Source organism: Olivibacter ginsenosidimutans, from assembly GCF_039542865.1.
Classification (GTDB): domain Bacteria; phylum Bacteroidota; class Bacteroidia; order Sphingobacteriales; family Sphingobacteriaceae; genus Olivibacter; species Olivibacter ginsenosidimutans.
Genome location: NZ_BAABIQ010000038.1, coordinates 19,672 through 32,535 on the forward strand (window position 1 = coordinate 19,672; position 12,864 = coordinate 32,535).

Annotated in this window: 12 protein-coding genes and 1 tRNA gene; 7 read left to right on the forward strand and 6 right to left on the reverse strand. The window is 38.9% G+C overall.

What is annotated here, in order from left to right; translation table 11 throughout:
* Positions 1–68: 68 nt before the first annotated feature.
* Together ABD930_RS13640 and ABD930_RS13645 are read right to left on the reverse strand one after the other, a co-directional pair.
* Positions 69–1,028 (reverse strand): ribose-phosphate pyrophosphokinase, encoded by a 960-nt coding sequence (locus ABD930_RS13640; protein ID WP_345232287.1) that lies wholly within the window; start codon positions 1,026–1,028, stop codon positions 69–71.
* Between the two features lie 68 nt (positions 1,029–1,096).
* Positions 1,097–1,167: transfer RNA gene (locus ABD930_RS13645), tRNA-Gln, on the reverse strand.
* A 281-nt stretch (positions 1,168–1,448) separates the two neighbouring features.
* On the opposite strand from ABD930_RS13645, the gene ABD930_RS13650 reads away from it, so the two are divergent.
* Positions 1,449–4,481: a protein O-mannosyl-transferase family gene (locus ABD930_RS13650; protein WP_345232288.1), complete on the forward strand. Its 3,033-nt coding sequence runs from the start codon at positions 1,449–1,451 to the stop codon at positions 4,479–4,481.
* A gap of 80 nt (positions 4,482–4,561) precedes the next feature.
* Here the strand turns inward: ABD930_RS13650 and ABD930_RS13655 are convergent, their stop codons facing one another.
* Together ABD930_RS13655 and ABD930_RS13660 are read right to left on the reverse strand one after the other, a co-directional pair.
* Positions 4,562–5,761, reverse strand: a complete 1,200-nt coding sequence (locus ABD930_RS13655; RefSeq protein ID WP_345232289.1) for a C1 family peptidase — start codon at positions 5,759–5,761, stop codon at positions 4,562–4,564.
* A 168-nt stretch (positions 5,762–5,929) separates the two neighbouring features.
* A complete protein-coding gene (locus ABD930_RS13660) occupies positions 5,930–6,460 on the reverse strand; it encodes a hypothetical protein (RefSeq protein ID WP_345232290.1) in 531 nt (176 codons plus the stop codon).
* Positions 6,461–6,669: 209 nt separating this feature from the next.
* On the opposite strand from ABD930_RS13660, the gene ABD930_RS13665 reads away from it, so the two are divergent.
* The 4 genes from ABD930_RS13665 (at position 6,670) to ABD930_RS13680 (ending at position 9,712) form a co-directional block, all read left to right on the forward strand.
* Positions 6,670–7,005 (forward strand): hypothetical protein, encoded by a 336-nt coding sequence (locus ABD930_RS13665; RefSeq protein WP_345232291.1) that lies wholly within the window; start codon positions 6,670–6,672, stop codon positions 7,003–7,005.
* 5 nt (positions 7,006–7,010) lie between these two features.
* Positions 7,011–7,913, forward strand: coding sequence for a lysylphosphatidylglycerol synthase transmembrane domain-containing protein (locus ABD930_RS13670; protein ID WP_345232292.1), 903 nt, complete (start codon positions 7,011–7,013; stop codon positions 7,911–7,913).
* 426 nt (positions 7,914–8,339) lie between these two features.
* Positions 8,340–9,044: an SDR family NAD(P)-dependent oxidoreductase gene (locus ABD930_RS13675; RefSeq protein ID WP_345232293.1), complete on the forward strand. Its 705-nt coding sequence runs from the start codon at positions 8,340–8,342 to the stop codon at positions 9,042–9,044.
* Between the two features lie 146 nt (positions 9,045–9,190).
* Positions 9,191–9,712 (forward strand): hypothetical protein, encoded by a 522-nt coding sequence (locus ABD930_RS13680; RefSeq protein WP_345232294.1) that lies wholly within the window; start codon positions 9,191–9,193, stop codon positions 9,710–9,712.
* Positions 9,713–9,844: 132 nt separating this feature from the next.
* Here the strand turns inward: ABD930_RS13680 and ABD930_RS13685 are convergent, their stop codons facing one another.
* A complete protein-coding gene (locus ABD930_RS13685) occupies positions 9,845–10,198 on the reverse strand; it encodes a single-stranded DNA-binding protein (RefSeq protein WP_345232295.1) in 354 nt (117 codons plus the stop codon).
* A gap of 346 nt (positions 10,199–10,544) precedes the next feature.
* Positions 10,545–11,291 (reverse strand): metallophosphoesterase, encoded by a 747-nt coding sequence (locus ABD930_RS13690; RefSeq protein WP_345232296.1) that lies wholly within the window; start codon positions 11,289–11,291, stop codon positions 10,545–10,547.
* A gap of 588 nt (positions 11,292–11,879) precedes the next feature.
* Here ABD930_RS13690 and ABD930_RS13695 point away from each other — a divergent pair.
* Both ABD930_RS13695 and ABD930_RS13700 read left to right on the forward strand, forming a co-directional pair.
* A complete protein-coding gene (locus ABD930_RS13695) occupies positions 11,880–12,353 on the forward strand; it encodes a pyrophosphohydrolase domain-containing protein (protein WP_345232297.1) in 474 nt (157 codons plus the stop codon).
* Positions 12,354–12,371: 18 nt separating this feature from the next.
* Entirely contained in the window at positions 12,372–12,851 is a 480-nt protein-coding gene (locus ABD930_RS13700) for an OsmC family protein (protein WP_345232298.1), read from the forward strand.
* The last annotated feature ends 13 nt before the right edge of the window (positions 12,852–12,864 follow it).

Genomic DNA, 12,864 nt, shown 5'->3' on the forward strand with positions numbered 1-12,864 from the left:
ACCTAATTAATTTTTTATATCTTTTTTTGGTTGCGTCTTCGTTATTTTCTTTACACGTGCTAGTAAGCCTATTGTTTGTTTTGATCAATTATTTTAAACAGGTCACTTATAGAACCATGTTCATTGATATTGGTAATTGCCCGCGCAAATAAATCAGCCGTAGACAATACTTTAATTTTACTGCTATGCCCTTTCAAAGGAATAGTATCGGTAACAATTAATTCGCTGAGCACTGAATTTTCGATGGTTTCATACGCTTTTCCAGAAAGTACAGGATGTGTACAGACTGCGCGTACACTTGTAGCGCCGTTTTCCATAATTAAGGAAGCCGCCTTCGAAAGCGTTCCAGCGGTATCACAAATATCATCGATTAAAACAATATCCTGTCCGCTTACATCGCCAATAATCGACATCGACTCAATCTCGTTAGCCCGTTTGCGTTGCTTATCACAAATCACTACTTCGGCATTAAAATACTTGGCAAATGTTCGAGCACGGTACGATCCACCCATATCCGGTGAAGCAATAGTCAAATTAGGCAGGTTCAATGATTTGATGTGCGGAACAAAAATACTGGCTGCGTCTAGGTGATCTACTGGAATATCAAAAAAACCTTGAATTTGTGCGGCATGAAGATCCATCGTCATGATGCGGTGCGCCCCGGCAGCTGTTAGTAGATTGGCAATCATCTTAGCCCCAATAGCCACACGTGGCTTATCTTTACGATCTTGACGCGCAAAACCGAAATAAGGTACTACGGCAGTAATGTAATGAGCCGACGCTCGTTTGGCTGCATCAATCATTAATAACAATTCAAATAGATTGTCTGTCGGCTGATTAGTCGATTGAATAAGAAAGACGTCACTACCACGGACAGATTCATTGTAAAAAGGTTGGAACTCGCCATCGCTAAAGCGCGACAAAGTCATTTCACCTAATTTCTTACCATAAGATTGGGAGATTTTTTTTGCCAGTTCTGTACTACCTGATCCGGCAAATAATTTAACCGTGTTAAATTGCAGAGGCATGAGTGCGGGTTTGGAGTTTAAAAAAATTCGGGCCGTTTAATAACGACCCGACTATCTTTTTATTGTTGTTGCCCGACCAGGATTCGAACCTAGACAAACTGAACCAAAATCAGTTGTACTACCTTTATACTATCGGGCAATCCTTTCTGTTTGCCAGCCATTTGCCGTAAACGGAGTGCAAATATAAAGCGATATTCTAAATACACAAAATATTTTGTCCTTTTTTTTACGTTTTACAAGCAGCATATTGACTATCAATTGAATGAAATTCGCATGCTTTAGCCTGTAGGCGATAAGCTGTAGGCTTTAGGCTTTCATCCTGCTTTTTTTACTTTTTACTTTTTAATTTTTACTTATATCAATAGGATTACTTATTTTCGGCACTTAATTGTATACGAAGCAAATGATTATATGCAACTGATGGATTATAAAAAAACAAATAATGTACTTGGGTGGGCTACTTTTGTAATTTCCACCTTAGTTTATGTACTTACGCTGGAACCAACTGCCAGTTATTGGGACTGTGGTGAATTTATCGCCGCTGCCTATAAGATGCAGATTGTGCACCAACCGGGTGCTCCCCTCTTCTTGATGCTTCAAAATATCTTTAGCAACCTGGCTTTTGGACATAAAGAATCGTTAGCTTATTGGATGAATTTCGGATCGGCCGTTTCCAGTGGTTTAACCATCATGTTCTTATTTTGGACCATAACTGCACTTGCCCGTAAAGTGCTTTGGAAAAACAACAGTGAACTAACTCAGGGAAATCTAATACAAATCATGGGAGCCGGCATTGTAGGGGCTTTGGCTTATACTTTTTCGGATACCTTTTGGTTTTCAGCAGTCGAATCAGAAGTATATGCCATGTCATCGCTCTGTACGGCTATCGTTTTCTGGGCCATCTTAAAGTGGGAAGCGCATGCCGATGAGCCCCGTGCAGATAAGTGGTTATTATTGATTGCTTACGTAATGGGCCTCTCCATCGGTGTTCACTTACTCAACTTACTTACTATTCCGGCGCTCGCTTTAGTTGTTTATTTTAAACGGACGAAAACACCTACCAATGGGGGCGTCTTTAAAACTGTTATTATCGGCTGCATAATCGTCGCTTTTGTGTTATGGGGAATCATACAGTACCTAATCAAGTTCGCAGCTTATTTTGATCTATTCTTTGTTAACAGCTTAGGAATGGGCTTTGGATCCGGGGTAGTCTTTTTTATTCTATTGTTGGTTGGCGGACTTATATACGGTCTATTTTATTCCATTAAAAAAATTAAACCACGCCTGAATCTTATTCTGTTAGCGATTTGTTTTATTATTTTCGGCTATGGTTCCTTTGCCATGATCTTAGTTCGTGCAAAAGCAGATCCAAGCTTGAATAATAGTGATCCAGACAATGCCTTTTCATTCTTAAGTTACCTTAACCGGGAACAATATGGTGAAGAACCGTTATTCAAGGGGCCTTACTTCACCTCAAAGGTAGTTGATCGTTCAGAGGGAGGTAACACCTACATTAAAGGAGATGAAAAATATGAAAATATAGGCAAGAAATACAGCTATGTTTATGATCGGGAAACTGTTTTTCCAAGAATTTACAGTAACGATGCCGGCAGGGGGCATCCACAATTTTACCGCAGTTGGTTAAATTTAGGCGAAAATGAGCAGCCTACTTTTGGCAACAACATGAGTTTCTTCTTTACTTACCAAGTAGGCCATATGTACGCACGTTACTTCTTCTGGAATTTTGTTGGCAGACAGAACGATGAAAAGGGAGACGGTAGTTTTACAGAAGGCAATTGGATCACTGGTGTTAAGCCCATTGATCAAGCACGTTTAGGTGGTCAAGACGCACTACCAGATTCACTTAAATCAGATCCATCTAACAATAAATTTTATGGCTTACCCCTAATTCTGGGTATCATAGGTGCACTGTGGCATTTCAAACGCCATCAAAAGGATGCCGGAATTGTTGCTTTGCTGTTTTTCTTTACCGGTTTGGCCATTGTACTTTACCTTAACCAATCGCCTTTACAGCCTAGGGAACGGGATTATGCTTATGCGGGTTCGTTTTATGCCTTCGCCATTTGGATAGGTCTAGGAGTCATTGGTGTAGCGGATATGCTACAGAAGAAAATGAATCCTAAAACCGCCGGTATTGCCGCCACCTTAATTAGCCTACTTGCCGCTCCAGTGCTTATGGCGAAAGATGGATGGGATGACCATGACCGTTCAACGAAATACGTAGCCCGGGATCTTGCTAAGGATTACCTCGAGTCTTGTGCACCCAATGCTATCCTCTTCACGTACGGTGATAATGATACCTATCCATTATGGTATGTTCAGGAAGTTGAGAACTTCCGACCTGATGTACGCATTGTGAACCTCAGCTTGCTGAGTGCCGACTGGTATGTGCGCCAAATGAAGGATAAGGTAAATGAAGCCGAAGGATTACCGATTACCATGAAGGATAGCCAATATAAACAAGGAACTCGTGACGGTTTATCCTATATGGATGCAGGACTAAAACAGTCCATAGAATTGGGTTCTATACTTGATGTTTTACTTTCGGATAACCCGAACGATCAAGTAGAATACCAAGATGGCAGCCGCTCGAACTACCTATTTACCAAGAACTTCAAACTTACGGTGAATAAGGCGGAAGTGTTAGCGAACAAAGTGGTTCCTGCCAAATGGGATGCTAATATTGTAGATACCATGGTCTGGAAGTACAATAAAGATTATGTTTCGAAAGCCGAGTTGGCCATGTTTGATATTTTGGTACATAATCATTGGAAACGTCCGATTTATTTTGCCACTACGGTACCAAACAGCAATTATCTTGGTTTGGATAACTATTTAATCAACGAGGGTTTCGCCTTGCGTTTAATGCCGGTAAACTTTAATAGGACAGAAGAGCAACAGCGTATGGGTGAAAGCGTTAACGTAGATGCGCTTTACGATAATACCATGAATAAGTTCGTTTGGGGAAATATGGCACATGCACGCTACCTAGATCACGAATCGTATGGCATGTTATCGCTCATCATTAACAATTTTAGTACCCTGAGTCAGACGCTTTATGAGGAGGGCAGAACAGATGACGCAAAAAAAGTACTTAACCGTTGTTTGGAAGTTATTCCTAAACGCATCTATACGCTTGGAGAATCACGGGTACTTTATTTCTTGTGCCGACAATTGTATCAAGCTGGTATGACCGATAAAGCTAATGCGCTACTAGAACAAAATGGCAAATATGTGGATCAATTGCTTCGCTACTATATTGCTATTGCACAAACAAAACCAAATCTGGAAATGCAAAACATCCAAGTAGGAACGCAAGTTATTTACAGTTCGGCAGAGCTAGCGAAGGAATACAAGCAAGATAAACAGGCAAAAGCAATGGAAGCATCCCTGAATGAAATAGAAAAGCTATTCGGCGGGATACAACAATAGTGAGATTGATTTAACAACCACAAAAAAGAGCATTTACCTATGGGCAAATGCTCTTTTTTGTGGTTGTTTATAGGCTTATCTTAAAGTCCTAACTTATTCCGTATTTCTTTCGGAATTCCACCTTTATGTAATAGAAAAGCAGTTGTTTTATATTGGACAAACGCTTTCGTGACGTAAAGATATCCTTGATAATCGTTGGAAGCTCCCCACGAGTTTTTTACAATATAGTACTCTTTACCATTTTGATCTTTTGCTAGACCAACGATATGCATACCGTGATCGTCAGTAGTAGAATAATCGTCGAACGCTTGCTGTCTTAAATCTTCCGTAACCGTCATTTCCGATTTAGGACCGTTAAACATCGTTGCCCTTTCTTCAATAGTCATCTCTTCAAATGGTTTTTCAGGCACATATGCCACACCATTTTTCCAGCTGAACCCTTTTTCACTAACATCAGTAGCCCAACCTACCGTATAACCATTTTTTAAGGCATTATCGATAATTGTTGTCATGTCCAACATGGGCACGTTATATACCTGATCGAACGACCAATTATCGGGTATTAATAACGTAAATTTGCTGTAATAAGGATGATCTTTAAATGAGGATAGCTCTACATAGTCGTCTGCGTTAAGCCCAATTACTTCTTTAGCAAAAGATTTAGGGGTGTAGTTTTTTCCTTTGTAATCGAATGTTTCAGGAACCTTACCTAAATAGGTATCTATCGCATTGGTATAAGCTGTCAACCAGTTCGGTGTCAATTTTCCATTAGGATTTTTCACCACAGCAGCCAAAATCGCATCTGTCATAGCACTCATCTCGGCCAGCTTATTCCCTTCAGTACCATAATTCAAACCTGTATACACTTCGCGTGGCACTGCACCATATTTCCGATACATGTTAATGACGTCATGAAGCTCGCCCCCTTCCCCTAAATTCAGTCCTCCGTGTAACCGTACATAGTTTTTACCTTTTTCTACGTAGACGTTCCGAGCAGTAAAAAGTTGTGAAATTTCTACAGGTGTTCTGCCGTTCCGTATCATTTCCGATTCCAAAAAAGAATTACCGGAATAACTCCAACAAGTTCCGGAAGAACCTTGATTCTTTACAGCTGTATTCTGTAAATTAATAACATCAGTAAATTTAAAACCAAATTTACTACTATCGCTTTGGTTGCTTTGCAGCGATCTGACCAGATTGTCCTGAGCAAAACTATTTGTACTTCCCGCTAGAAATAAGGCGGCAGCCAAGGTCCAGGCTTTTCTATTAAATTTTAGCATGTGTGAAATGTGTTTAGGGTCGTAAAAGTAAGGTTTTCAGGCACAACTACAAAAAATACCTTACAGGCTTGAAAATTTCAGGCCCTTATGATATAAAAATCCAATAAAAAAGTCCTGCAACTTACCAAGTTACAGGACTTTGTAAAATATTTGTAGGGAAAATAGGCGTTATTTTTTCGAAAACTTAAATTCCAGTAGTGAATTACTATTTCCCCCAGTATTTACAGGCATATTTAAGGTTAAATTTTGCTCATCTGCATAGGCCAACTCCAAACGATAGCCCTCCGTTATATCTTTTGCTTTTTCCCCAGGAAATAACTTTTTGAATTGAAATTGCGGTTCTCCCCCATCTTCAGGTTTGTAAATTGACCAAAAGATTTCCCGTGTAGCACCTGGGGCGCAAAGCTCTCCATCCGTGGCAAATGTAATGCTTCCTTTACCATTAGCAATTAAATTCCAAGTACTACCAACAAAACAAGCAATAGGAGCCTCATCAAAAATCCGCTTTACACTAGCTCCAGCTGGAAAATTACGTTTTTCTACACTATTAAGCACCCACTGTCCTCTAACGCCACGTTTCCATTGGCCCGCACTTGGAGACGATGCACTTGAAGACGATGTTGTTTGCTTACTCGACGAACAAGCCAAAAAAAGCAAAAATATGGGTACTAAAATCGAAAATTTTAAAGGTGTTTTCATCTGTATATTTATTTTATTTTTTATCCGGTGATGAGCATAAAAGACAACTAAACATTGTGAAAAAAAGAAAGTTTATCTAAGTTTGTTCCCTTTACAGAAAAGTACTTGCTTAGAAAATTAGCGCAAAGATATAGGATTGATAGCCTATTTGAAAGTATTTGCCGTTATTTATTCTTTAAGATACTCTGTAAAATAAACATCACATACTCATGAAGCTTGTATCCAAAAATCATACCACAAGTAAGTTTGTTGCTAAACTATTGGTTAGGCTATTTATCTTGTTATTAGCAGCTTTTATTGCACCCGTATTTATAAATGATCAGGTAGCGGCAAGAATGCAAACCACATACGTTTATCTAGAAAACAAATGGATTTTCATATTTCCGCTCATACTCTTCCTCAGTTTCTTGACGCTATTAATCCTGGCAGGACGGGCAAAACATGAAAAAACCGATTTGAACTGGATGCTTGCCTTGAACACCTTGCTGCTTATTATTTACGTGGTCATGCTTTTTGCCCGCTTATATCCTGTGCTATACAAGTAATGTCGATGACTAAACAAAAGCTTTGGAGTAGTTTTAAACTATTCATAAAAGTAGCCGTAACTGCATTTGCTTTATACTTGGTATTTACAAAAGTAAGTTTTAGGGATTTAAAAGAGGTTGTAACAAAATCTGATCCACTTTTTCTCTTGTTAGGTTTTCTAAGCTTTTTGCTATCCATTGTTATTTCAGCATGGAGATTAAATACCTTCTTTAAGGGAATTGCTCTTTACTTACCTGAAAAATATAATTTTAAACTGTATTTACTGGGTATGTTCTATAACGTTTCTTTGCCGGGTGGAATTGGCGGGGATGGTTATAAAATATATTTCCTTCGAAAGAAATTCCAGATAAAAGGCAGAAAACTACTATCCTGTGTATTTTTTGATCGTTTAAGTGGTTTATGGGCACTTTGCTTAATCACCGCAGCATTGGTTATTTTTATACCTACGCTTGGCATTCCGCACTGGGCGCCAATTAGCTGCGTACTATTGGGCACATTGGTTTACTATGTCGTTATGCAGCGTTTCTTTTACGATTATGCAAAAAATTTTTTATTCAAACATGTTAAGGCACTGGGGGTACAATCGTTGCAAGTTATTTGTGCCATCTGCATTTTGTATAGCCTTAATTTTGAGGGAAAATTTTCTCCGTATCTTTTACTGTTTCTCTTATCTCAAATTGTTGCCGTCATTCCGCTTTCTATAGGAGGTCTCGGTGCCCGAGAAGTTGTTTTTATTTATGGTTCTGATTATTTTCAACTCGATGCGCATCGCGCCGTTTTAATTAGCTTGATCTCTTATTTTATCTCGGTTGTTATCTCTCTTTCTGGTTCTTATTTTACCCTTCATCCGAGAGCTTTGGGGGAAGAGCGATTACCCGAAACCAATGAAATCAACTTAGACGATTAATTTTAAATAAAACATTTAGTCCTAACAGTTGTGTTAAAGTAGGAGTAGATTACGTATTATGAGCCTGTCCGCCCAGTGGCGGATTGTTAGCAGTCAGTAATTGAGCAGTGAATTAGCCAATTGTATGGTTAGCCAACCGAACGAAGTGAGCTCATGAACGTCTTAAACATGTGTGAATAATTAGCTAATGAAGGCTAGTGACATTGACCGTGCTATTGTTCTTTAATTGATGTCTTGATACTAAATAAAGTGGTGATAGTTATTACGTAGAATATGAGTGATGAACGATGAGTGATGAGTGAGTTGTAAACTATATAGGTACTTAAAACTTATAACTTTTCTTAATTATTGATATCTTGTTTAATTTTAAGGGTATCAATGAACCCGCCAGATGGCAGGTTTTTTACTTTTGAATTTTTAATTTCTATGAATATTGTCATAACAGGAGCTAGTAACGGTGTTGGTTTTGAAGCCGTTTTGGAATTGATTTTGCATGCAGAGCATCAGGTAATTGCTTTAGCACGATCGCACGAGAAACTTAAACGGCTTTTCGAAATTGCAAAAGGATTGAATCCCGATTGTCATTTATACCCTGCCAGATTCGATATTGTGCACGACGATTATGAGTCGGGTTTGTTACCTTTTGTCAAAGAAAAAATTGGCCATGTTGATATTTTGATTAACAATGCTGGTGTTTTAATCAATAAACCGTTTGTGGAAACCAGTGCGTTAGATTTTGCAGAAATGCTGCAGACTAATGTTTTAGGACATGTTAAGATGATTAGGCAATTATTTCCTTTAATGCCTGAAGGGAGCCATATTGTAAATATTGGCAGTATGGGGGGATATCAAGGCAGTGTAAAATTTCCAGGTTTGGCTGCCTATTCTGCCAGCAAAGCGGCATTACACGCATTAACCGAGTGTTTAGCGGTAGAGTTTGTTGAGAAAAAAATCCATATTAATTGTTTGGCTATAGGATCTGCCCAAACAGAAATGCTTGAAAAAGCGTTTCCTAATTATGAGTCGCCAATAGCGGCTTTTGAAATGGGTAAGTATATCGCTGATTTTGCACTGACTGGGCACAAATTCTTTAATGGTAAGATATTACCCGTTGCGGTTACAACTCCATAATAGTTGCATGTTGTCCGTTGTGCATTGTGAGCTGTCAGCTGTCAGTACTAAGGTATCCGTATCAAGACTATTATGGCTGTGGTTATTTACGGAGAACTGTTAGCTCTGATAGCTGATAATGGAAAGCTTATTAAAAAACAAGACCGATGAAGACAATAGAAAAAAAAGCGTTTTTTGCGTTATGGATAGGAGCTGTTTTACTTGGCTCTTGCCAAAACAACCAACAGGAATCTTATCAAGATAACGGGCAGGAAACCGCCGTGGATACAGCGGATAAGCAAGTATTGAATGAATCAAAGACGTTAACGTTACCCTATATTGTAGAAATAGATTCTTTATCAACAGCGGTTGAGATTAAAGAAAACCCGCAGAAAAGTAAAGTTCCCTTAACGAAGGATGAATTAGCGGAAGCTTTGAATACAAAATATCCAGAAATTCATCTTGTCGTTGGCCGTATGAGCCACGACACGTTACAGGTTAGCATTCCGGAAGCCACTTATCTTACCCAACAATACGGCACTACCGGAGCAACAACCTATTTGGCTGAAGCAACTTATGCCTTCACGGAGATACCCCAGATAAAAGTTGTTAACTTTTCTTTTAAAGAAGGTGATCACGCAGTGCCGGGGCCATACACCAGAAAGAGTTTTAATACGAAAAATCTTTAATAGGAATCTCTAAAAATACACAACCCCGCGTTGCTTGAAAAATAAAAATTTTCATTTTACTAACGTAAACGCCAGTTTTATTTTTTCAAAAACCCTGATTTATGAATTTTTAGAGATTTCTCCTCATAGCATTTATGACGCTTGGACATTCCGGTTTACATTTAATGCCTGTATCTCATTCACTACAATTTCTGTCACATACCTGGTTTTCCCCTCTTTGTCTTGAAAGCTTCTATTGATCAGTTTTCCTTCGATGGAAATCTCACTTCCTTTGTCCAACGTTTTTTCTGCAAACGCAGCATGTTTACCCCAAAAAACTAAATGGTGCCATTGGGTATCGGTAAGCCATTCTCCTTTATGGGTTTTATACCGTTCGTTTACGGCAATCGATACTCTTGCTAGACTTTTGTTATCACCAAATTTTTTGATAGCTGGTTTGCTTCCTAAGAAACCTGTTAAGCGAACGCTGTTTTTTAATGTACTCATGATAAAAAATTAAAAATTAAAAATTAAAAAGTAAATCCGTTGTGTACCTTATACCCGCTTCATACCTAGTATTTAAAATCATCAATAGCATAAATACAAGGTATCCCAATGGGTATAATTCTATCATTACTTTAACAAAGTTCAGGTACAACTCAACAAATAGCCGGTTGTTAACCGGATATATCCGATTATACCCGTTTATAACCGATTATAATCGACTATAAGGCAAAACAGCGGGGTAATGTAAATTAATCCGAATTTTTAATACATATGCAGGATTTAATCGCTCAGGCATAACATAAGCAGGTACGGTTTAGGTTTTAGATCACTAGTTCAATTCGGTATTTTAATTCCTAAAATTCTTTTTATACAAGTTTTTGAGTGGATCTGACTGCCAATATTCCTGGCTATCAATGTTCATTATCGTCAATCTTCCCGAATGACCCGCACCGGTATCTAGATTTGTAATATGAAAAGCAGTTAATGGCTGGTCTGTACCCCAGTTTGTTGTTGGGGTATGTCCTAAATAAATTTTCTTGAATTTAGTAACTATTTCAAACGCTTCAAGATCCGCTTCGGCGTTACTATGATGCATCGCGTCTCGCCATAAATCCCGATCCCAATAATAAATGCTTTCTTGTTGTTCCCAAAATGAGAAATGGCGATCAAAACCTCCATGAACGAAACAACACTGGTCTTTATCAATATAATAGGGCTTCTGATTCCTGAAAAAATCCAGATGCGTATCGGGAATATCCGCAGCATGAAGAGTGGTTTTATAACTGCTTCTGGAGGGCAAGTATACCCCTTTTTTATCCGAATGCCTGAGATAGGAAATAATGGTTCCTTCTCCCCCAAAATTCCAAAATCCCGGATGGAAATCCGTTTCCAAAAACTCACTGAACCAGACATCATGGTTACCTTTGATAGCGATAACTTGTTTTATTTTCAGCAGTTCTTCTACGCATTCAAACACTTCGTCATAACCATCTACAACATCGCCCAATTGGATCAAGATATCGTTTTCATAATCAAAATCTGATCGCTCAAGACATTGTTGCATTGCCTTATATGCGCCATGTATATCTCCCATGGCAAATATGCGCTTAGCGTTTTTCTTATCCAAAATGTATATTCTCTTTTCTTATGATGCAATATGTGCACCACTGAATTGATGTTCCAAATACAGGCCAAGTCGGAGAAGCCATTATCGTTGGAGTTTATTGAAGGATCTCCATTTCCCTTCGGCAGTCTAAAAACTGACTATCTTTGCCCTGGATTTGGCATGCGTTATGCCATATAACTAAAGTAAGTTTTCCTTTCTATTTTTCCTAGTATTTAGTTATAAAAGTCTGTCCAAGTCCGTCCGCTTAACTTCGTTTAAGTCCGTTCGTCCTATAGCTTTTATTTAGCTATCCTTAACCATCCTTTAGCCGCTCCCTTCATTATGCTTCGTCTATTCTTACTCCAACCTGAGTCTGGGTATACTACTTGAGTGTTGGCGTAAAGCAGATAGCAGGGAAGGAAAGTGTTACAAACGGTTCCGTATCCGTACCACATACAAGTTGTGGGACCTCTTGAAACAACATTTGATTAAGCTCTGGAAACAGTAAGCAAATTTTTCAGGAGATAGCTCTCGTAAGTGTCGGGCATTTTAACTAAGTTTGAACAAAAAACAAAAATGCAAGATCCCGTTACACTTACTTCCGTAGCCGAATTTCATAAAACATTTAAGCACCCCATCGTAGATACGCCGACTATTCCGAGCGAGCAGCGTTGCCAATTACGGGTATCGCTCATTGCCGAAGAACTAAAGGAGTTGGAAGAAGCGATCCAAAACAAGGATATCGTTGAGGTAGCTGATGCCTTATGTGATATTCAATATGTATTATCCGGCGCCATTCTAGAATTTGGGCTAGCGGATAAATTTAAAGCACTTTTTGATGAAGTGCAACGGTCCAATATGAGTAAGGCCTGCAAAAGCTTAGCCGATGCGGAAGCCACTATTGCGCATTATCAAAACAAAGGGGTTGACTGTTTTTATGAACAACAAGGCGGTTTATATTTAGTATACCGTACAGAAGACCGTAAAACTTTAAAGTCTGTTAAGTATTCTCCGGCCGACTTAAAAAGTATTATCGAAAAGGATATTTAAACGTTATCGCATCAACCCATGATACGTCAAACACATTTTTATCACCTTCAGACAAAATGGATAGGCAATCTGGGTAGCGGAACAAAAAATTACCGCAGCTATGCCAGAAATTATACAATTAATATTTCTGGCAAGCCCCCGATCTACGGTTCTTCAGACCCTTCCTTTGTAGGAGATGCTACCAAGCACAATCCCGAAGAGTTGCTTTTAGCCGCTTTATCTAGCTGTCATATGTTATGGTATCTTCATCTCTGCGCGGAAGCCGCTATCGTTGTCTTAGATTATCAGGATAATGCGCAGGCAACAATGATCGAAAACACCGATGGTAGTGGCTTTTTCAAAGAAGTAGTCTTAAACCCTACGGTAAAAGTAGCGGATGAATCCATGCTTTCGATAGCCACCAAACTGCACGAAAAAGCCAATCAATATTGTTTTATCGCAAACTCAGTTAACTTTCCTGTACATCACCAACCGGTGTGTACCGTTTTTTCCACGTAGATAGGATTATTGT